Source organism: Sphaerotilus sulfidivorans, assembly GCF_013426975.1.
Classification (GTDB): domain Bacteria; phylum Pseudomonadota; class Gammaproteobacteria; order Burkholderiales; family Burkholderiaceae_C; genus Sphaerotilus; species Sphaerotilus sulfidivorans.
This window is the reverse complement of sequence record NZ_JACCPY010000001.1, coordinates 152,594-173,456: the sequence shown is the minus strand read 5'-3', so window position 1 is coordinate 173,456 and position 20,863 is coordinate 152,594. Positions and strand designations below refer to the sequence as shown.

16 protein-coding genes are annotated in these 20,863 nt (G+C 73.0%); 11 read left to right on the top strand and 5 right to left on the bottom strand.

Features of this window, described 5'->3' with window-relative positions; translation table 11 throughout:
• Positions 1–23 precede the first annotated feature (23 nt).
• On the bottom strand, positions 24–758 hold the full coding sequence (locus tag HZU84_RS00745) for a helix-turn-helix domain-containing protein (RefSeq protein WP_149502853.1): 735 nt from the start codon (positions 756–758) through the stop codon (positions 24–26).
• 147 nt (positions 759–905) lie between these two features.
• Between HZU84_RS00745 and HZU84_RS00740 the strand changes: the two genes are divergently transcribed.
• From HZU84_RS00740 to HZU84_RS00720, 5 genes are all read left to right on the top strand, one after another.
• Positions 906–1,391 (top strand): YiaA/YiaB family inner membrane protein, encoded by a 486-nt coding sequence (locus HZU84_RS00740; protein ID WP_244954427.1) that lies wholly within the window; start codon positions 906–908, stop codon positions 1,389–1,391.
• Between the two features lie 63 nt (positions 1,392–1,454).
• The gene (locus tag HZU84_RS00735; RefSeq protein ID WP_149502854.1) at positions 1,455–1,886 is read left to right on the top strand and encodes a hypothetical protein; all 432 of its coding nucleotides are present in this window, start codon (positions 1,455–1,457) and stop codon (positions 1,884–1,886) included.
• A complete protein-coding gene (locus HZU84_RS00730) occupies positions 1,883–2,683 on the top strand; it encodes a DUF2145 domain-containing protein (RefSeq protein WP_149502855.1) in 801 nt (266 codons plus the stop codon). Before HZU84_RS00735 ends, HZU84_RS00730 begins: the two co-directional genes overlap by 4 nt.
• 132 nt (positions 2,684–2,815) lie before the next feature.
• Positions 2,816–4,774 carry an MFS transporter gene (locus HZU84_RS00725; RefSeq protein WP_149502856.1) on the top strand — a complete coding sequence of 653 codons (1,959 nt, stop codon included), beginning with the start codon at positions 2,816–2,818 and terminating at the stop codon, positions 4,772–4,774.
• Complete coding sequence (locus tag HZU84_RS00720; protein ID WP_149502857.1) at positions 4,771–5,913, top strand: GNAT family N-acetyltransferase; 1,143 nt, start codon at positions 4,771–4,773, stop codon at positions 5,911–5,913. The genes HZU84_RS00725 and HZU84_RS00720 overlap by 4 nt, the downstream gene beginning before the upstream one ends.
• Positions 5,914–5,937: 24 nt before the next feature.
• Here HZU84_RS00720 and HZU84_RS00715 read toward each other — a convergent pair whose 3' ends face one another.
• The gene (locus tag HZU84_RS00715; protein ID WP_180692732.1) at positions 5,938–9,651 is read right to left on the bottom strand and encodes a DUF748 domain-containing protein; all 3,714 of its coding nucleotides are present in this window, start codon (positions 9,649–9,651) and stop codon (positions 5,938–5,940) included.
• 388 nt (positions 9,652–10,039) lie between these two features.
• Here HZU84_RS00715 and thiC point away from each other — a divergent pair, with 388 nt between their 5' ends.
• From thiC to HZU84_RS00690, 5 genes are read left to right on the top strand one after another with little or no spacing between them, the layout of a single operon-like run.
• Positions 10,040–11,893 (top strand): phosphomethylpyrimidine synthase ThiC, encoded by a 1,854-nt coding sequence (gene thiC, locus HZU84_RS00710; protein ID WP_149502859.1) that lies wholly within the window; start codon positions 10,040–10,042, stop codon positions 11,891–11,893.
• Between the two features lie 3 nt (positions 11,894–11,896).
• Positions 11,897–12,964, top strand: coding sequence for an FAD-dependent oxidoreductase (locus HZU84_RS00705; protein WP_180692731.1), 1,068 nt, complete (start codon positions 11,897–11,899; stop codon positions 12,962–12,964).
• Positions 12,961–13,161 (top strand): sulfur carrier protein ThiS, encoded by a 201-nt coding sequence (gene thiS, locus HZU84_RS00700; protein WP_149502860.1) that lies wholly within the window; start codon positions 12,961–12,963, stop codon positions 13,159–13,161. Before HZU84_RS00705 ends, thiS begins: the two co-directional genes overlap by 4 nt.
• Positions 13,162–13,167: 6 nt before the next feature.
• Complete coding sequence (locus tag HZU84_RS00695) at positions 13,168–13,989, top strand: thiazole synthase (RefSeq protein WP_149502861.1); 822 nt, start codon at positions 13,168–13,170, stop codon at positions 13,987–13,989.
• An 11-nt stretch (positions 13,990–14,000) separates the two neighbouring features.
• Positions 14,001–15,689, top strand: a complete 1,689-nt coding sequence (locus HZU84_RS00690) for a bifunctional hydroxymethylpyrimidine kinase/phosphomethylpyrimidine kinase (RefSeq protein ID WP_149502862.1) — start codon at positions 14,001–14,003, stop codon at positions 15,687–15,689.
• Here the strand turns inward: HZU84_RS00690 and HZU84_RS00685 are convergent.
• Positions 15,596–17,038: a GGDEF domain-containing phosphodiesterase gene (locus tag HZU84_RS00685; protein ID WP_180692730.1), complete on the bottom strand. Its 1,443-nt coding sequence runs from the start codon at positions 17,036–17,038 to the stop codon at positions 15,596–15,598. The genes HZU84_RS00690 and HZU84_RS00685 overlap by 94 nt on opposite strands.
• A gap of 128 nt (positions 17,039–17,166) precedes the next feature.
• On the opposite strand from HZU84_RS00685, the gene HZU84_RS00680 reads away from it, so the two are divergent.
• On the top strand, positions 17,167–17,937 hold the full coding sequence (locus HZU84_RS00680; protein WP_149502864.1) for a hypothetical protein: 771 nt from the start codon (positions 17,167–17,169) through the stop codon (positions 17,935–17,937).
• On the opposite strand, the gene HZU84_RS00675 is transcribed toward HZU84_RS00680, so the two are convergent.
• Together HZU84_RS00675 and HZU84_RS00670 are read right to left on the bottom strand one after the other, a co-directional pair.
• Positions 17,900–19,768, bottom strand: a complete 1,869-nt coding sequence (locus HZU84_RS00675; RefSeq protein WP_180692729.1) for a CHAT domain-containing protein — start codon at positions 19,766–19,768, stop codon at positions 17,900–17,902. The genes HZU84_RS00680 and HZU84_RS00675 overlap by 38 nt on opposite strands.
• A complete protein-coding gene (locus HZU84_RS00670) occupies positions 19,765–20,730 on the bottom strand; it encodes a caspase family protein (protein WP_149502866.1) in 966 nt (321 codons plus the stop codon). The genes HZU84_RS00675 and HZU84_RS00670 overlap by 4 nt, the downstream gene beginning before the upstream one ends.
• Between the last annotated feature and the right edge of the window lie 133 nt (positions 20,731–20,863).

Here is a 20,863-nt window from a genome sequence, read left to right as displayed (position 1 = left end):
GCCTGCCCAGGGGCGCGCTGGCCTTACGGCCGCCGCAGATCGCGGAACGGCCCGAACAGCCATGAGCGCAGGCCCAGCACCATCGTGAAGGGCTGCTTCTGGTCTTCGGGCAGGCGCTGGTCGGCCAGGTGCTGGCGCGCGAAGTCGGCGCCCAGGCGCGCCAGGCGCTCGTTGAAGACCGGTGCCAGCGCGCGGTTGATCTCGCCGTGCACCAGCATCAGCTGCTCGCCCTCGCCGTCGAAGCCGCCGCGGAAATAGTCCGGCACCACCTCGGCGCGGAAGAACTGCATCACCGGCCCGTGCGGGCGCCAGCGGAAGGTCTTGCTGACCTTGAGCCGGTAGCGGTTGTGCTCGCGCAGCTCGATGATGCCCAGCCGGTCGAGCTGCAGCAGCAGGCCCACCAGCTCGGCCGGCTCGTAGCGGTAGCTGGCCAGCATCTGCTCGAAGGTCCACTGGCTCAGGCAGCAGATCGCCGCCAGCAGCAGACGCCGGTCGGCCACGACCGCGCGCTCCTGCTCCTGCGTCAGCTCCGTGCGCGCGGGCTGCTCGTCGGCGAGCCGGCGCGAGAGCTCGGCGAAGTCGGTGCGCAGCACCCGGCAGATCGCGTCGATGCGCGACAGCGGCATGTCGCCCTGCGCGAACATGCGCTTGACGCTGGACTCGGCCATGCCGAGCTGCGCCGCCAGCGCGGCATAGGTGATGCCGGCGCTCTTCAGTTCGGCCTTGAGGACGCGGATCAGGTCGGCGGTGGTGCTCATGGAGAAGGGACAAGGTCTGAAAAGTATCTTCTGATGATACTTTTATGGGCGTTATCCGATATTCCGTGGCGCCTTGTTGCACCGTGCAGGGGATGCACGGAGCATCCGTCCCGTGCCCCGCAACTCTCTGCCGAAAGGTCGCACGTCATGTCTTCCGATGCCTCTTCCCCGTTCTCGGTCTCGATGCCTGCGCCGGTCGTGCGCCGCGACACCCGCGCCTGGCGCGCCCAGGTCTGGATCTCCTTCGGTCTGGCGGCGATGCTGTGCGCCACCGGGCTGGCGTGGCTGCCCGGCCAGGATCTGGACCGCGCCTTCATGGTCATGGGCTATCTGTTCTGCCTGACCTCGGCCTTCGGCCTGTCGAAGTTCATTCGCGACAACGAGAAGCGCCGCAGCGACACCCCGGGCTGGAAGTGGGTCGTCTGGGGCGGCTTCTTCCTGGCCATGGTGCTGACGGGCTGGGGCCTGTGGCGCATGGAGGTGCAGCCGGTGTGGAAGGCCTACCTGGTGGTGAGCTGGCTCTACCTGATTTCCTCGGTGTTCACGCTGGCCAAGACGCTGCGCGATGCCCATGAGGCCGATGTGCTCGAAGCCCGCCTGCAAGGCCGCCGCGAAGCCCGCGACGAAGCCTGATCCCGCCGCAACCCTTCTCCGTCATGCCCGCGCAAGCGGGCACCCACCCCACCAGGTGACCTCATGAAGACCCCGAACAAGCTCCTCGGCCTCCTGCTGGCCGCCGCCCTCGCCGTGGCCCCCATGGCCACCCACGCCCACCGGGACGGCTCCGAAGCCAGCGTCCTGTCCGCCCTGTCGCTGGGCGTGCCGCTGGCGATCTCGGCGGCGCCGGCCGCGGCGTTGCTCTCGGCCGGCGCCACGCTGACGGTGGCCAGCGTGCAGGTCGCCGCTGCCGGCACGGTCTGGGTGCTGACCCAGGCCTCGACCGGCGCCAGTGTGGTGTTGACGCTGAGCGCAGCCGGTGCCGAGGCCGTCTCCGTCACCGCCGGCACCGCCGTGGTGGTGACCGCGCTGAGTGCCGGCTGGATCCTGTCGGCGGCGGGCAAGGCGCTGTGCTTCGTGCCCAACGAGATCGGCCTTTCGCTGATCCACAACGAACGGATGACGCGATGAGCACCGCCGCGATCCGTGCCGTGGCCGCCGCGGCGCTGGCCCTGGCCGCCGGGCTGGCCGCGGTGCCGGCGCAGGCCGGCCAGAACTGCACCGAGAAGCCGCCCGGCATCGAGCAGATCCGCCGCTCGCTCGATCTGGCCGTGAAGACGGCGCGCTGGCTGGACGACAGCGGCGCCAGACTGGTCGTCATCGCCCGGCGTGGCCAGAACCTCGACCGCTACGGTCTGCGCTACTCGCACCTCGGCTATGTCTACCGCGACGATGCGGCCAAGGCCTGGCGTGTGGTCCACAAGCTCAATCAATGCGGCACGGCCGAATCCGCGCTCTACCGGCAGGGGCTGGCCGAGTTCTTCAGCGACGATCTCTACGCCTTCGAGGCCGGCCTGATGGTCCCGACGCCGGCCGTGCAGGAGGCGCTGCTGCCCATGCTGCAGGACAATGCCCGGGCGGCCGTGCTGCATCACAAGCCCTACAGCATGGTGGCCTATCCCTGGGCGCAGCGTTATCAGCAGAGCAACCAGTGGGCGCTGGAAACGCTGGCCTGCGCGATGGAGCCCGGCGCCTGCGACCGCAGCCGTGCCCAGGCCTGGCTGCAGTTCAAGGGCTACCAGCCCACCACGCTGAACCTCAGCGCCGGCCAGCGCCTGGGCGCCCGCGTCGGCACCGCCAACATCGCCTTCGACGATCATCCCGGCGCCCGCCGCTTCTCCGACCGCATCGACACGGTGACCGTGGACTCGGTGTTCGCCTTCCTGCAGAGTGCGAGACTGGCCGGCCCGGCACAGGCGATTCCCTGAGGGTCTGCGCACCGGATCCTGATCGGATCCGGAAAAACTGAACCGGCAAAACCGTTCTTTCCGCGCGCGGGATTCTCCGGATTGCCGCGATCATCGGCACGGTTCCCGCCGTGCGCCTGAAGCCTGACCGCGATGATGCCCATCGATACCCCGTCAACGCCTGCCGCCGAGCCGAGCCAGTTCGCGCTGCTCGGCCAGCGCCGCTTCGCGCCCTTCTTCTGGACCCAGTTCCTGGGGGCGGCCAACGACAACCTGTTCAAGTTCGCCCTGACCGTGCTGGTGACCTACCAGCTGCAGCTGGCCTGGCTGCCGCCGTCGCTGGCCGGGCTGGTGATCGGGGCGCTGTTCATCCTGCCCTTCGTGCTGTTCTCGGCCACCGCCGGGCAGCTCGCCGACAAGCTCGACAAGGCGCTGCTGATGCGCTTCGTCAAGTCGCTCGAGATCGGCATCATGGCGCTGGCCGGCTGGGCCTTCGTGCAGACCGACGACCAGGTGCGGGTGGCCACGCTGCTGGCCTGCGTCTTCGCGATGGGGCTGCACTCGACGCTGTTCGGCCCGGTCAAGTTCGCCTACCTGCCGCAGCACCTGTCCGAGCGCGAGCTCACCGGCGGCAACGGCATGGTCGAGATGGGCACCTTCGTGGCCATCCTGCTGGGCAATGTGGCCGGCGGCCTGCTGATCGGCCTGCCGCAGGTGGGGCCGGCGGCGGTGGCCGTGGCCTGCGTGGCGCTGGCGCTGCTGGGCCGGCTGACCGCGCATCAGGTGCCGGCGACGCCGGCGACCGATCCGGGCCTGCGCATCAACCTGAACCCGCTGACCGAGACCTGGCGCAACCTGAAGCTCGCGCATGGCCACCTCGTGGTGTTCCGCTCGCTGCTGGGCATCTCGTGGATGTGGTTCTTCGGAGCGGTCTTCCTGAGCCAGTTCCCGGCCTTCGCCAAGGAGGTGCTGCACGGCGACGAGCGGGTGGCCTCGCTGCTGCTGGTGGTGTTCTCGGTGGGCATCGGCGCGGGCTCGCTGCTGTGCGAGGTGCTGTCGCGCCGCCAGGTCGAGATCGGCCTGGTGCCGCTGGGCGCGATCGGCATGACGGTGTTCGCGGTCGACCTGTACTTCGCGTCGAGCGGTCTGGCCACGCCGGCCGCGCCCTGGGGTGTGGCGGGCTTCCTGGCGCAGCCGGCGCACTGGCGGGTGATGCTCGACCTGGCGCTGATGGCACTGTCGGCCGGGCTCTACAGCGTGCCGATGTACGCGCTGATCCAGCTGCGCGCCCCGAAGAGCCACCGCGCGCGCATCATCGCCGCCAACAACATCCTCAACGCACTCTTCATGATCGCCAGCTCGCTGCTGGCCGGCGCGATGCTGTCGGCGGGCTTCAGCATCGCGGAGGTCTTCCTGGCCACCGGCCTGGCCAATGCGCTGGTGGCGGGCTACATCTTCCTGCTGGTGCCGGAGTACCTGCTGCGCTTCGTCGCCTTCTTGCTGACCCATGTCGTCTACCGGCTGCGGGTGAGCGGCGCCGGGCACATTCCGACCGAGGGGCCGGCGGTCATCGCCGCCAACCATGTGAGCTTCGTCGACGCGCTGGTGCTGGCCGCGGCCAGTCCGCGGCCGATCCGCTTCCTGATGGACCACCGCATCTTCGCCACCCCGGTGCTGGGCGCGCTGTTCCGGCTGGCCGGCGCGATTCCGGTGGCGCCGCAGAAGGAGGATCCGGTGGTCTACCAGCGTGCCTTCGAGGCCGCCTCGAAGGTGCTGGCCGATGGTGACCTGCTGGGCATCTTTCCCGAAGGCGGCATCACCCGCGACGGCCGGCTGCAGCCCTTCCGCGGCGGCATCGCCCGCATCATCGAGCGCGATCCGGTGCCGGTGGTGCCGGTGGCGCTGCTCGACCTGTGGGGCTCGAGCTTCTCTCGCATCGAGGGCGGCCGCGCGCTGGCCCGGCCGCTGCGCCGGGGTCTGTTCAGCCGCATCGGCGTGGCGGTGGCCGCGCCGATGCCCGCCCGCGGGCTCACGCCGGAAGCCCTGCAGCACCAGGTGCAGCAACTGCTCGACATTCATTCCCTTTCCAGAACATCGACACCGACCCCATGAACGTCTCCGCCCCCGCTCCGCTGCTGTCCCCTGCCATCGAACCGAGCGTCAGCGTCGTGCGTGATGCCGACGGCCTGAGCGCGCTGCGCACCGACTGGGAAGCGCTCGAGCGCCGGGCGGTGCATGGCGGGCCCTTCGTGCGCTGGCGTCATGTGCAGCTGGCCGCGCGTCACCTGCTCGGCGCCGGCGACGAGCTGCATGTGCTGACGGTTCGCGCCGACGACGAGCGCCTGATCGGCGTGCTGCCGCTGTTGCGCACCAGCGAGCGCCACTACGGCATGACGCTGAAGGTGCTGCGCCAGATCGGCATCCTGGAGGGCGACCGCCCGGGCGTGCTCGCGCTGGACGATGCCGATGCGGTCTGGGCCGCGCTGTGGCGCCATCTGCAGGCGACCCGGGCCGACTGGCAGGTGCTGGACCTGCGCGAGCTCGACCCCGGCAGCTGGCCGCTGCGCGAGCTGGCCGAGCCGGGTCCGGGCTTCCAGGCCGAGCTGGGCGATGACGTGATCTCGACCTTCCAGCCGCTGACCGGCACCTGGCCGGCCCATCTGTCTCGCCGACCGGAGGCCCTGCGCGAGCAGCGGCTGCAGGCGCGCCAGCAGCTGGCCGCGGCCATGCCGGGGCTGTGCGTGGCGGTGGCCGACACGCCGCAGGACATCCTGGCCGCCTTCGACCGCTATCTCGCGCTCGAGGCCGGGCTGCGCGAGCAGGGCGGCGGCGTGACGATCGGCAGCGACGAGCGCCGGGTCGCCTTCTACCGCGAGTGGCTGCCGCGCCTGGCGGCCGACGGCGACGCGGCGGTCTGGCTGCTGGGCAGCGTCGAGCAGGGCGAGGTCGCCGGTCTGCTGCGGCTGCGCAGCGGCCACATCTGGATCGAGCGCCACGCCTGCTTCGATCCGGCCCGCGCTGCGCACACGCCCAGCCTGCTGCTGCTGCTCGAGGCGCTGCAGCACGGCTTCGCCACCACCGCGACCGAGAGCCGGCTGGTGAATCTGCGCGAGCCCGCCGGGGCAGCGGCCTCGGCGATGTCCTGGTACGACGACTGCCTCCAGACCCGGCGCCTGTCGGTCTGGAACCTGCACTCGAAGCTGGCGCCGGTGGCTTTCCTGAAAGGCCTGGGGCGGCGCCTGCGCGGCTGAGCGGACCGCCCGCTGTCGGTGCCCTCAGCGCGCCGACAGCGTCATGCCGACCTGCGGCGTCCAGCCGGCCTGTCCCGCCAGCAGCTTCGGCGCGGCGACGAAGACCCGCTCGTTGGCCAGGCCGCGCTCGCGCAGCGCGTCGCGCACCGCTTCGGCGCGTGCGGTGGCCAGCTCGCGCCAGTCCTCGTCGTCGACCGGCTCGGCCGCGGCCAGCGCGGCGGTGGCGGTGCTGCCGGCGGGCACGCCGCCCTTGAGCCGCTGCGTCACCAGCAGCGCGAGCAGACGCTGGCGCTCGGCGTCGGTCATCGCGCGGGCGGTCTCGTCGGCCAGATCGGCGCGCGCGCCGGCGCGGGCCAGCTCGCGCCGGTGCAGCGCCTGCAGCCGGCGCTCGAGCGCCGCGGCCTGCCAGGCGGCGCGCTCGGCCTCGCGGTCGGCCTCGCCGGCCAGCGTCACCGTCAGGGCCGGCCGGTCGGCCAGCGCGCGCGCGACGCGGTCAAGCAGCGCCGGTGCATCCGGTTGAGGCTGCGCCAGTCCGGGCAGGAAAGCCACCCGGCTCAGGTCCTCGCCGCTGCCGCCCGACAGCAGCGCGAACGGCGCGGTCAGCGCCTTGCTCAGCACGTTGCCGATGACCTTGAGCACCAGGCCGAAGACGCTGAACTGCGGATCGTTCAGCGAGCCGCCGATCGGCAGGTCCAGGTCGATGACGCCGTGGCGGTCGCTCAGCAGCGCCACCGCCAGCCGCACCGGCAGCTTCGTCGCGTCGGGGCTGTCGACCGCCTCGCCGAAGGTGAGCTGGTTGAGCACCAGCCGGTTCTTCGCGTCGAGCCGGCCGCTCTCGTCGATGCGGTAGGCCACGTCCATCGACAGCTTGCCGCGCTCGATGCCGTAGCCCGCGTACTTGCCGGAATAGGGTGACAGCGGCGCCAGCTCGATGTCGCTGGCGCGCGCCTGGATGTCGAGCGCCGGCGGGCTGGCCAGCGGCTGCAGCCGCCCCGACACCGACAGGTCGCCAGTGCGCGCGACCTTGCCGGCCAGCGTCAGCGTTGCCATCTCGCGCGAGCCGCTGCGCCAGGCCCCGAGCTGGCCGTGCAGGTCGTCGAGGTCGGCGCTGTAGTTCGGGCGGATGAAGCGGTCCTCGAAGTCGATGCGCGCGCGGCTCAGCCGGGTCGGGCCGATGTCGAGGTCGACCGGCAGCTCGGCCGGTGGTGCGCCCGCCGCCGGGCTCGAGGCGGGCGCGGACGCCGCCGAGGCCGCCGCGGATGCTGCCGCCGGTGCGGACGTGACGGCGACCGGCCGCTCGCCGGCGTCGCGCAGGTTGAAGCGGCCCTCCGGCGTGATCATCAGCCGCGCGAACAGGCCGTCGAGCGCGGTCTCGCGCAGGCGCACCTTCGGGCGCGCGCCCGGCTGCAGCGCCACGTCCAGGCCCTGCAGCGAGAGCGTCTGCCAGCTCAGCAGCTCGGCGCCGTCGTCGCCTTCGGTGCTGCCGCCGCTGCCGCTGCCGCTGCCTGCGCCGGCGCTGCGCTGCCGGGTGTGCAGCTGCAGGTCGGCGAGCCGGCCGTCGCCGCGCAGCGCGAGCTGCAGGCCGGCGGCGGGCTGGCGCAGCGTCAGCTCGCCGTCCCAGCCCAGCCGCGCGCGCACCAGCTCGACGCCGGGCATCGGCGGCGCGTAGGGCGCGAGCAGGTGCAGCGGCAGCGCCTGCAGATGCAGCCGGGCCGACACCGCCAGCGGCTCGAGCGCGAGCTGGCCGCGGGCGTCGATCACCGGCGCGCTCGGGCCGGCGCGGCGGGTGCCGCCTTCGCCGCGCAGGTCGGCGGCGAGCTGCCAGCGCAGCGGCGCGGCCAGCCGGTCGCCGCGCCACTGCAGGTCCTGCACGCCGAGCTGCAGCCGCTCGATCTCGAGCGCGACATCGTCCTCGGGCTGCAGGTCGCGCCAGCCCAGGCGGCCGTCCTCGATCTGCAGCGTGCCGAGCCGCAGCGACCAGCCCGGCGTCGACGGCTCGACGGCGGCCGACGCCTTCGGGGGCGCCGACGTGGATGCCGCCGGGGGCGCGGCCAGCCAGTCGGCCAGATTCAGGCGCCCTTGCGCGTCGCGCTCCAGCCGGGTGCGCGGCTGCTGCAGCCGCAGCCGGCCGATCTCGGCCTGGCGGGCGTTCAGGTCGATCTGGCCCGCCTCGATCTCCAGGCGCTCCAGCGTCGCCAGCGGCGGCGTGGCGGCCGGGGCGTCGGGCGTGCTCAGCTTCAGCGCGGTCAGCTCGCCGCGTTCGAGCGCGATGTTCAGTGCCGGCGCGTCGCCCGCCTGCCAGCGCAGCCGCGCCTGCGCCGCCAGCCGGCCGTCGAGCCGCGGTTTCAGCACCGGGCGCAGATAGGGCGCGAAGGCCTCCAGCCCGAGCGCGTCGATCTTCAGGGCCAGATCGGCCGCGCCCGGATCGGCCTGGCCCTCGACCGCCAGCGTGCCGCGCGCCGGTGCGGCCAGCGCGGCCTCGAGCTTCAGCCGCGCGGGCTGCTGCATCGGCCAGGCCAGCGCGCCGGTCTCGAGCGACAGGCGCTCGAGCGCGAGGCGGGCGGCGGGCTGCGTCGTCGCGTCCTGCCAGCCGATGCGGGTGTCGTGCAGCGCCAGCGCCTCGACGCTGACCTGCCAGGCCGGTGTGGCCGCGGCGGAGGCCGGCGACGCGGCACTGTCCGGTACCGCCAGCCTGGCAAGATTCAGCCGCCCCTGCGCGTCGCGTGCTAGGTCGAGCGTCAGCCCGTCGAGCGTGATCGCGCCGAAGGCCAGGCGCCGCGCCAGCGGCTGCACGTCGCGCAGCGCGATGTCGAGGTCGTTCCAGCCCAGCAGCGCGCGGCCGTCGCGGTCGGCAAAGGCCAGCGCCTGCGCCTGCACCCGGCCGCTCAGGCGCACCACCGGCGGCGCACCGACCGGGGCGTCGAAGTCGAGCTTCAGCTCGGTGCCGATGCGCCCGCGCAGTAGCCGCACCGGCAGCGCCGCCGGCCAGTGGCCCAGCCACGGCGCCAGGTCGAGCTGCGGCAGCGAGAAGCTCGCCTGCGTGCGGCGGTGCGGCGCAAACGGCCGGCCCTGCGCCTGGCTGTCGAAGCGCGCACCATCCAGCACGAAGGCCAGCCGCGGCGCCACCTCGATCTCGACCTGCGAGGGCAGCGTCGACAGGAAGGGCAGCGTGAGCGTCAGCTCGCCGAGCTGGTGGATCCGGCCGGTCGGCCGGTCGTCGAAATGCACCGAGCCGCCGCTCAGGCGCAGGTTGTGCAGCGCGAAGCGTGCCGGGCCGTGCTCGGGCTGCGGCGCGGGCGATGGCGCGGCCAGCCGGGCGATCAGGTCGTCGATGTCGTAACGGCCCTTGGCGGTGCGGGTCAGGCGCAGTGTCGGCGCCTCGATCTCCAGCGCCGCCACCACCGGCGCCAGCTGCCACAGCGAGGCCGCGTCGAGATCGGCCCGCAGCCGTGCGACTTCCAGCAGCGGCTCGGCCGATGGCGCGCCGGGCGCGGCGCCGATGCGCAGCCGCTCGATCGCCAGATCCATCGCCCAGGGACGGATGCTGACCCGCTCGAGCGTGACCGTCCGCCCCAGCGCCTGGCTGGCCTGGCGCTCGACCAGCGACTTCAGCAGCGGCGGCAGCGCCAGCCAGGCCAGCAGCCACAGCAGCAGCAGGCCGGCCAGCATGATCGTGGCGGCACGCAGCAGCCGGTGAGGGCGGTGCGGGCGGGTGTTCTCGGGGACGTCGACAGTCATCAGCGGCGGCGGGATCGTTCTTCGAGGGGGCTTCAGGTGGGTCAACGCGCGAGCCGGGCCGCGCGCGGACCGCGATCGTGACACGGACCTGTTGCTGCATGACCCCGGCTTGACGCCTGGAGGGCATGTCACCACAATGCGCCCCACGCTCCGGGGTGCCCCGGGTCGGCAAAGCCTCATCCCGGACCGGGACGAGGTCTTGCGGATCCGATGTGCTGAGATGGTCGAAGACCGAACCCGCTGTACTTGACCCGGTTAATACCGGCGTAAGAAGAGCCTGCACCTCGGCCCCTGCCAGTCCGTCGCCTCTCTCGCGACGACCGGCACCGCGGCCCCGGGAGTCCCTTCGGAGCGCGACCCGACCGCCTGAAACCGAAGGAACCCTCCGATGAACGCCCCCGACAAGCTCCAGGAACTGCTCACGCTGACCCGCGAGCCGTTCCCCGCCTCCACCAAGGTCCATGTCGAAGGCAGCCGGCCCGACATCCGCGTGCCGATGCGCGAGATCGCGCTGACCAACGGCGAGCGGGTCACGGTCTATGACACCTCCGGCCCCTACACCGACCCGACCACCGCGATCGACATCCGCCAGGGCCTGGCGCCGGTGCGCGCCGGCTGGATCGAGGCGCGTGGCGACACCGAAAGCTACACCGGCCGCCAGCGTGTCGCGCTGGACGACGGCGGCAAGAACGAGGAGCGCGACGGCGGCCGCATCGAGCAGCTGCGCGCCGAGGCCGCCGGCCTGCAGCGCATGCCGCGCCGCGCCAAGGCCGGCGCCAACGTCTCGCAGATGCACTACGCGCGCCAGGGCATCGTGACGCCGGAGATGGAATACATCGCCATCCGCGAGAACGGCAAGCGCGAGTGGATGCGCGAGTACCTGCAGGACGCCGAGCGCGAGGCCCGCCTGAAGGGCAACGCGATGGGCGCGCGCATCCCCGAGATCATCACGCCGGAGTTCGTGCGCGACGAGGTGGCCCGCGGCCGCGCGGTGATCCCGGCCAACATCAACCACCCGGAAGTCGAGCCGATGATCATCGGCCGCAATTTCCTGGTGAAGATCAACTCGAACATCGGCAACTCGGCCGTCACCTCTTCGATTGAAGAGGAAGTGGAAAAGCTGGTCTGGTCGATCCGCTGGGGCGGCGACACGGTGATGGACCTGTCCACCGGCAAGAACATCCACACCACCCGCGACTGGATCCTGCGCAACTCGCCGGTGCCGATCGGCACGGTGCCGATCTACCAGGCGCTGGAGAAGGTCGGCGGCATCGCCGAGGACCTGAGCTGGGAGATCTTCCGCGACACGCTGATCGAGCAGGCCGAGCAGGGGGTGGACTACTTCACCATCCACGCCGGCGTGCGCCTGCCCTTCATCCCGATGACCACGAAGCGTCGCACCGGCATCGTCAGCCGCGGCGGCTCGATCCTGGCCAAGTGGATGATCACGCACCACAAGGAGAACTTCCTCTACACGCACTTCGAGGAAATCTGCGAGATCATGAAGGCCTACGACGTCACCTTCTCGCTGGGTGACGGCCTGCGCCCGGGCTCGGGTGCCGACGCCAACGACGAGGCGCAGTTCGCCGAGCTGCGCACCCTGGGCGAGCTGACCGAGATCGCCTGGAAGCACGACGTGCAGACCATGATCGAAGGCCCGGGCCATGTGCCGATGCACATGATCCAGGCCAACATGGACGAGCAGCTCAAGCACTGCAAGGAAGCGCCCTTCTACACGCTGGGCCCGCTGACCATCGACATCGCCCCGGGCTACGACCACATCGCCTCGGCGATCGGCGCGGCGATGATCGGCTGGATGGGCACGGCCATGCTGTGCTACGTGACGCCGAAGGAACACCTGGGCCTGCCGGACCGCGACGACGTGAAGGCCGGCATCATCGCCTACAAGATCGCCGCGCATGCCGCCGACGTGGCCAAGGGCCATCCGGGCCAGCGCGCGCGCGACGACGCGATGAGCAAGGCGCGCTTCGAGTTCCGCTGGCGCGACCAGTTCGCGCTCGGCCTGGATCCGCAGACTGCCGAGGAATACCACGACGAGACGCTGCCGAAGGACTCGTCGAAGGAAGCGCACTTCTGCTCGATGTGCGGGCCGAAGTTCTGCTCGATGAAGATCACGCAGGACGTGCGGGACTATGCCGAGAAGGGCATGGCCGAGAAGTCCGCCGAGTTCAAGGCGGCGGGCGGCGAGTTCTACATCCCGATCCAGCCGGCGAAGGGCTGAGCCATGCTGCTGCGCATCGGCATCGCCGGCGCGGGCGTGCTGGGCCGCCTGCTGGCCTGGCAGCTCTCGCACGCCGGGCATGCGGTCGAGGTGTTCGACCCGGCTCCCGGGCCCGAGCCGCGCGGCGACGGCCTGGGGCCGGCGGGCTTCACCGCCGCCGGCATGCTCAGCCCGCTGGCCGAGCTGGACGCGGCCGGGCCGGAGGTGGCGACATTGGGCCTGCGCTCGGTGCCGCTGTGGGCCGAGGTCGCGCAGCGGCTGGCCGCACTCGACGGTCAGGGCGATGCGACGCGCTATTTCCGCCAGCGCGGCAGCCTGATGCTGGCCCACGGGCCGGACCTGGGCGCGGCGCAGCGGGTGCTCGCGCGCCTGTCGACCGCGCCGGCCGGTCTGCCCGAGCCGCGCCGGCTGACCCGCCCGGCGCTGCTCGACCTCGAGCCCGCGCTGCTGCCGGGCCTGCACGCCTGGTTCCTCGACGGCGAGGGCCAGGTCATGCCGCAGGCGCTGCTGCCGGCGCTATGCGCCCTGGCCCGCGAGGTGCGCTGGCACTGGGGCCGCGCGGTGGCCTCGACCGCGCCCGGCACGATCACGCTGGACGACGGCACGGCGCACGGCTTCGACCTCGTCTTCGACGTGCGCGGCCTGGGCGCGCGGCCGCAGGTGGCGACCCTGCGCGGCGTGCGCGGCGAGGTGATCTGGCTGCATGCGCCGGGCGTGCTGCTGTCGCGCCCCTTGCGGCTGCTGCATGCGCGCCACCGGGTCTACATCGTGCCGCGGCCGGACGATCGCATCGTCATCGGCGCCAGCGAGATCGAGAGCGAGGACCGCTCGCCGGTGAGCCTGCGCAGCGCGGTCGAGCTGATGGCCGCCGCGCACAGCGTGCTGCCGGCGCTGGCCGAGGCGCGCATCCTGCACATGGAAACCAATCTGCGCCCGGCGCTGCCCGACAACGCGCCGCGGCTCGACATCGAACCCGGCCGCGTCGCGATCAACGGCCTGTTCCGCCACGGCTGGCTGCTCGCGCCGGCCCTGATCGAGCAGGCGCTGCAACACACGACCTTGTCATCATGAAGATCCACGTCAACGGCGACCCCGTCGAGCTGCCCGAGGGCACGACGCTGGCCGAGCTGCTGCAGCGCCTGGGCCACGCGCCCGAGGCGGTCGGCAGCGCGGTCGATGGCCGCCATGTGCCGCGCGCCGCCCGCGCCACGCGGGTGCTGGCCGACGGCGAGTCGGTCACGCTGTTCCAACCCATCGTCGGAGGCTGAAACGCCATGAGCGCCCTGAATGCCACGCTGAACCCGTCCGCCTGGCACGCCTACGGCGTCACGCTGAACAGCCGCCTGCTGCTCGGCACCGCCGGCTATCCCTCGCCGCAGGCGCTGCACGAGGCCATCGTCGCCTCGGGCACCGAGGTGGTCACCGTCGGCCTGCGCCGCGTCCATGCGGGCGAGGGTGGCGGCGACAACGGCCACATCGCCGCGATCCGCTCGGCGCTGCGCGAGCAGGGCGCACGCCTGCTGCCCAACACCGCCGGCTGCCGCACCGCCCGCGAGGCGGTCGAGCTGTCGCACATGGCCAGAGAGCTGTACGGCACCGCCTGGATCAAGCTGGAAGTCGTCGGCGACGAGCAGACGCTGCAGCCCGACCCGTGGGAGCTGGTGCTGGCCGCCGAGGAGCTGGTGCGCGAGGGCTTCCAGGTCTTCCCGTACTGCACCGACGACCTCGTCACCTGCCAGCGCCTGCTCGACGTGGGCTGCGAGGTGCTGATGCCCTGGGGCGCGCCGATCGGCTCCGGCCAGGGCCTGATCAATCCGTGGGCGCTGCGCACGCTGCGCGAGCGGCTGCCGCATGTGCCCCTGATCGTCGACGCCGGCATCGGCGCGCCCGCGCATGCGGTGCAGGCGATGGAGCTGGGCTATGACGCGGTGCTGCTGAACTCGGCGGTGTCGCAGGCGCGCGACCCGGTGCGCATGGCCGCCGCCTTCGGGCGCGCGGTGCAGGCCGGGCGGCTCGGCTTCGAGGCCGGCGTGATGGCGCCGCAGGCGATGGCGGTGGCGACCACGCCGGTCAGCGGCCGGCCCTTCCTGCTGTGACGGCCGCACGGATGTCGGATCGTCCTGTTCTCTGGAGCGTCGCCGGCAACGACAGCGGCGGCGGCGCAGGTCTCAGCGCCGACGCCCGGGCCGCCGAGGGCTGCGCGGTCCACCTCTGCCCGGTGGTCGCGTCGATCACCGCGCAGAACTCGCTCGGCGTCGACCGCGTCGTGCCGGTGGCGGCCGAGGTGCTCGACGCACAGCTCGCCGCGCTGGCGGCCGACCTGCGCCCGAGCGTCATCAAGACCGGGCTGATCGGCAGCGCCGAGGGCGTGGCGGTGCTGATGCGCTGGCTGGCGCGCTTCGATGCCGAGGGCGGGCCGCGCGTGCGCCTGGTGGTCGATCCGGTGCTGGGCGCCAGCGCGGGCGGCGCGGCTTTCTGCGATGACGCGCTGCTGGCGGCCTACCGCGAGCGGCTGCTGCCGCGCGCCGACCTGATCACGCCGAACCGGCGCGAGGCGGCACGGCTGCTGGGCGTTGCTGACGCCGCGACGTCGGCCGAGGTGCCGGCGCAGGCCGCGGCGCTGCGTGCGCTCGGGGCCGGCGCGGTGGCGATCACCGGCGGCGACAGCGCGGACGGCGCCGATGCGCTCGACTGGATCGACACGCCGCTGGCGCGCGGCTGGCTCGCGCTGCCGCGGCTGGACGCACGCCACACGCACGGCACCGGCTGCACCTTCGCGACCAGCGCCGCCGCGGCGATGGCGCGCGGCTTCGTCACCGCCGACGCGCTGGTGCTGGCCAAGATGGCGACCACCGCGGCGATCGCGGCCGGCCATGCGGCGGGCCAGGGCGCCGGGCCGGTCGGCTTCGATGCGGGCTTCGCGGGCGATGCGCGCCGGCTGCCGCGCCTGGGCTGCGACGAGACGCCGCCGGGGCCGGTGGTCGTACCGCCCGAGCGGTGGCCGGGCGGCCTCTACGCGATCAGCGACTCGTTCGCGCAGGCCGCGCCGCTGCTGGCCGCCGCCGCCGAGGTGGCGGGCCTGTGCGCGCTGCAGCTGCGCATCAAGCGCACCGCACACCGCGGCCTGGACGACGCAGCCTTCGCCGAGGCGCTGCAGGCGCAGATCGGCCAGGCGCAGGCGGCGATCGCGGCGCTGCCGGCCGCGCGCCGCCCGGTGCTGGTGATCAACGACCACCACGCGCTGGTGCTCGACGCGATCGAGGCCGGCCGGCTGGACGCGGCGTCGATCGCGCTGCACCTGGGTCAGGAAGACATGCTGGCGCTGGGCGCGGCCGGGCGCGCGCGGCTGGCCGCGGCGCAGGCGCGCGGGCTGCGGCTGGGCCTGAGCTCGCACAGCCTGTGGGAGCTGGCGCGCGCGACCGCGCTGCAGCCGGCCTATGTCGCCTGCGGCCCGGTCTGGGCGACGACGACCAAGGACATGCCGTGGACGCCGCAGGGCCTGCACAACCTGGGCTGGTGGGCGCGCATGGCGCCGGTGCCGGTGGTCGGCATCGGCGGCGTGCTGGATGAGACGCAGGTCGAGGCGGTCATGGCCGCCGGCGCGGCCGATGTCTGCCTGGTGCGGGCGCTGGCCGCGCAGCCGGGGGATGCCGATCCGGCTGCCGCTCAGCGTGAGCGGCTCGCGCGGATGGCCGCCGCCTGTCAGCGCGGCCGCGAGCCTTCTGCCGCGCTGGCGCCGCCGCTCTGGCCGTGTGCCAGCCTGGATCCCGCGGCCGAGGCGGGCATCGTGGCCTGAGTCGCGGCGGTGTTCGTCGACAGGCCCGGCGGCCCCGAGCGGCCGGCGCACCAGGCAGGCACCTGATCGGCGGGCAGCTCGCGTCCGCAGGCCGGGCCCTGGGCCGCATCGCAGCCCAGCTCGGCCAGCCAGGCGCGGGTCAGCAGATCGTCGACGCCGGTGGCCACCACCCGCGCCTGCCAGCCCTGTGCCAGTGCGACCAGCGCACGCACCACCGCGATGCGCTGGGCCTCGCTGCGCAGCAGGCCCAGCGAGGTGGAGTCGAACTTCAGCTCGGCCACGCTGGCCGGGGCGGCCATCGCCAGATGCAGTGCCATGCCGTCGCCCTCGTCGTCGATCGACAGCGGCACGCCGGCGCTGCTCAGCGCCTCGATCACCTCGGCGCCGCGCTGCATGATCGCGGCGCTGCGGGCCTCGACCGTCAGGTCGGGTGCCGGCCAGCGGTGGCGGTCGAGCAGGGCCAGCAGCGCGGGTGCGAGCGTCGGTTCGTCCAGCAGCCGGCCGGGCAGCGGCAGCGACAGCCTGACCTTCAGGCCTTGGCGGCGCCAGCCGCTGGCGGCCTGCAGCGCCCGGTCCAGCAGGCCGAGCAGCTGATGCTGCTGCTGGCTGCGGTCCTGGCGTGGCGGCGCGCCGATCGAGGTCGGTGCGAAGTCGGTGCTGCTGCCGCTGCCCGGGCCACCGGCGCCGGCCACGATCTGCAGTCGCAGCAGCCCGCCTTCCTGCAGGTCGATCACCGGCACGAAGCCGGGTGTGCAGGCCTCGTCCTCGGGCTCCGGCGCGGGTTCGCAGCGGCTGGCGGTGCCCAGGCCGCGCGGCTCGTACAGCGCGGTGATGACCTGTGCGCCGCGGGCCTGCTCCAGCGCGGCGCAGGCCTGCTGCAGCAGCACGCCGGCATCGGCCGCATGGCGCGGGCACAGCGCCACGCCGATGTGCACCTGCAGCCGTCCGGCGAAGCCCGCGGCCATCTTCTGGCCCATCGTCATCAGGCCGCCGACCGATGGATTGCCGGGAATCAGCGCCAGGAACTCGTCCGGGCCGCTGAGCGCGAAGCTGTCGGTATGGCGGCTCATCGCCAGCAGCTGATGCGCGAACTCGTCGCGCAGCGCCTCGGGTTCGGCCCGGCTGGGGCCGGGTGGCCCGGGCAGCACCGAGATGCCGATGCACATCAGCGCGAAGGCCGCGCCACCCCGGCTGACCGAGGCCACCGCCTGGCCGAGCCGGTCGAGAAGCAGGTCACGGTGCGGCAGACCGGTGCGGGCATCGATCAGGCCCAGATGACGCAGCGTCGCGTCATGGTCCTGCTCCTGCAGCGGCCCGTCTTCCATCACCACGATGCGCAGCTGGTTCATGAGGTCAAGGTTCCGGCGGTTTCCGGTTGAAAGCGATGCCAGCCAAGGTAGCAGCCCGGGGCGCTCCTGTCCTTGTGTTCCGCTTGCAGGGCGGGGGGGCGGCGGCATGTGCTCAGGCTCTCTTCAAGATGTTCCGCCAGGCCCCGGGCATCATTCAATTTGTTTCTTTTTGTTACTTGCGGGAGGCCAAGGGCGACATGGAAGCGATGGCACTGTGGCATGGACTGGGCGGGCTGGCGACTGCGGCGGGGCTGCTGCTGGCGGGCGCGGGCGGCATGCATCTGCTGACCCGGCAGCGGGTGCGCGCGCATCTCGATGCGCACCAGCGCCAGTGCTGGACCGAGCAGGACCACTGGCTCGACGAGCATCAGGCGCGGCTGCAGGCGCTCGAGGGCGAATTGCCCGCGCTGCGCCAGGTGCGCGACGAGGCGGTCTGGCGCGAGGCCGAGCTGCAGCGCGAGATCGAGGCGCTGCAGGCGGCGCGCCGTCATGTCGAGCAGGCCCTGGGCCAGCAGCTGGTGCAGCAGGACCGGCAGATCGGCGGCGAGCGCGCGGCGCATCGCCGGGAGGTCGAGGCGCTGCGCAGCCAGCTCGCGGCCGCGCGTGCCGAAGTGGCCCAGCTGCTCGGCCTGCTCGAGGAGTCGGATGCGGCGCGTGCGCGGCTGCAGGCGCGGGTGGAGCGTCTGCCGCCGGTCTCGCGCTCGGCGGTGGCGGCCGAGGGGCGCCGTGCCGGTCCGGTGCGGCTGGCGCTGCGCGGCACCGGGGTCAGCGGCACCGGCGCGGACGAGGGCGGTGTCGACCTGCCGTCCGAGCGGCGCCGGCGTGTGGTGCCGCTGCCGCCCGGCATGAACGACCGCCGGGTCAGCGGCGCGGGCGCCCGGCTGCGGGCGCTGACCTGATGCTGACCGGTGCGGACGGCCGTGCCGGCCGCACCGCCGTCCAGGCCGGATCGCCGTAGGCCTGGAAGGCGCCCCAGCTCAGGTCGCCCGCCAGGGCCCGTTCGCGCGCGCTCTGCCGAGCCCGGAAGACCGCTTCGCCGAAGGGCCGCCCGTGCTGCAGCAGCTCGCGGTAGAAGGTGGTGCCGAACTGTGCCGCGCCCGCGTCGCTGACCGCCCAGCCCGCCACCAGCACGCAGCGCACGCCGATGTCGATCAGCGTCTGCGCCAGGCTGGCGGCGCGCTGCGGCGGTGTCGTGCGGCCGTCGTCCAGACGGCCGAGATGGCAGCAGTTCAGGAAGACCAGTTCCGGCACCGGGTCCATCGCGCCGATCTCGATGGCGGTCAGCATCAGGTCGTCGGAGAGCATGACGCCGCAGCGCCCGCCGGGGCCGTCCGGCAGCCGGCCATGCGCGCTGACATGCAGCAGATGCAGCGGCCGGGCATGGAGCTGGCGCAGCACCCGGCCCGCCAGGGCCTCTTCGCCGACCAGCAGCGTCGACGCCTGGCCGCAGTCCTGCAGCAGCCGGTGGATCTGCGTCGCCTCCTCGGCCGCTTCGGGCAGGGGCTCGAGCGGGTCGCCGCTGCCTTGACCGCTGCGGGTGAGCGTGGAGGGATTGCCGATGACCAGCGCCGCCTGGCCCGGACTGCGCCGCACCTGGCGGCGAAAGCTGCTGCTGGCGAGCTGGCGCACCAGCGGCATGCGCAGCGCCAGAGGCTCGGCCGGGCCGATGGCAGGATCTTCGGCCAGCAGCAGCTCCCAGGGCACCGCGGCGCTGTGCGCATCGACCACCAGCACCGCGCGCGACAGCTGGCGCACGGTTTCCCGGAAGTCCGGCGGCACCAGCAGATGGAAGAGCGTTCGGCCCAGCTCGGCATCCCAGCCCGGCGCGCCAGCGATGTCTGCCGGGCGCAGCAGCGCATCGAGCAGACCGGGCTGCAGCGGCTGGCCGACCGCCTCGGCGCGTGCCCGTGCGCCCAGGTGCAGATAGTCCAGCGCGCCGTCGGCGCGTGTGCGCACCAGCAGCCGCGGCCAGTAGCTGCCAGCGGTGCCGGCCGCGTTCGAGCCGCCATGGACGGTCGAGCCCGAGGCGGCACGCACACGATGGCCGCGGCTGCGCAGCAGCGTGCCTTGCCAGTCCAGCGTCAGGCCGCCGTGCTCGGCCAGCCGCTGCAGCCGCGGCGCCAGCCGGTCGAGCTGCTCCGCCGCCGCCTGCGCCAGGTCGGGGCGAAGCTCGACCAGCTCGAGACGAGCGATGCGGATGGCGCTGCCGGCCACCTCGGCGAAGCGCTGGCTGGCCTGCAGCACCCCGAGCACCAGCGCCTCGACCACGGTCTCCAGGCCCAGATTCGCGGCCGAGTTGCTGCCCAGCAGCAGCGTGCCCAGCGTGAAGGCGCGCGGGCCGGGGCCGAGCTGGTCGCGCACCTGCAGCAGCAGACGCAGCGCGCCGGTGCGCACCGCCTCGGTCAGGCCGAGGCTGCCCAGCGTGCCGTCATAGGGCCCGAGTCCGGTCACGACCGCGCCGCGCAGCGGCTCGCTGTCGCTCTGGCCGCCGCGCAGCACCACGGTCGCGGTGCCGATCGGGCCGGCGTACAGGCCGAGCCGATGGCGATCGCTCAGGGCGCCGTCGAGCGTCTGGTCGATCAGCGCCTGCGGTCCGGCGATCGGATCCTGCTCATGCTGCCCGACCAGCAGCGGCAGCGCGAGGCCGCGCAGATCGCCGGCACGCACCAGCACGCTCAGCGTCGGCCGGGCGGGTGGGGCGGCCGTGGCGGCGTCCGTGTCCGCGCTCAAACGGTGAAGGGCTTCTGGGCCAGGAAGGTGGCGCAGGGGCCCAGGGTGTAGAGGTTGGGCGTCTGCGTCGGCTCCATGCCGGCGACGATCACATGGCGGAACTGGGTGTGGTTGCCGCCGAAGCGGCCCTGGTTCCAGACCTCCAGCAGCCGGCCGGTGAAGGCGCCGTTGAATTCGCCGTCCATCGAGGTCTGGTTGTCCTGGCAGCCCGAGATCAGGATGACCGAAGGCAGGAACTTCGTGACCACGCCGGTCAGCCGGCTGCTGTCGATGCGCACCTGCGCCAGCGCCGCATCCGGATCGATCACGCCGCCGGACCGGGCGGCCTCGGCCGCGACCTCCTGCTGCAGCCCGTCATAGAAGTCCTGGTGATCGCGGTAGGTCTTGCGCGCGATCTGGCGCGGCATCAGGCGCGGGCGCGGCTGGCCCGGCAGCACCACTGGAGGCGAGGCCGGCGCCGCGCGGGTCACCGTGCCGCTGTGGCAGCTGTCGGACAGCACCAGCACCCGCACGCCTGCGGCGAAGCGGCTCAGCTCCAGGTAGAGCTCGTCGTCGATCAGCTGGCCGTCCCACAGGCACCAGGTCTCGTCCAGGCGATCGACTTCCTCGCCGCTGGTGTCGGGCACCTGGCCGCCGTGGCCGGAAAAGGTCAGCAGGAAATAGTCGCCCGACTTCAGCGTTCCCGATGCCGCGCGCAGCGCCTTCAGCACCGCCGCGCGGCTGGCCTGGGCGCCGAGCAGCACCGTCGGCTTCATGCCCTTCGACAGCGCCAGGGCCCGCATGTCGGCCGCATCGGCCTCGCAGGCGAAGAGTTCGCCGTCCCAGCCGGCATAGTGACCGGGATCGACCTTGTTCAGGCCGATGTGCAGCGACAGCGCCCGGCGCTTGGCAGCGGCGGAGGCCGATGCGGCCGGGCGGGGGGTGGCGCGCTTCTTCGGGGCGCTGGTCGGGGTGGTGCTCATGCGCGGTTTCCTTCCTGATGTGTCCCGATCTGAAATCTTGATCGAGGATGGAAGTGGAGAATTCCGGCGCTTTTCTGTCCATCGGGCGGGCGTGCAGATGCCAATTCGTGGCGCCGAAGATGTCACGACCCCG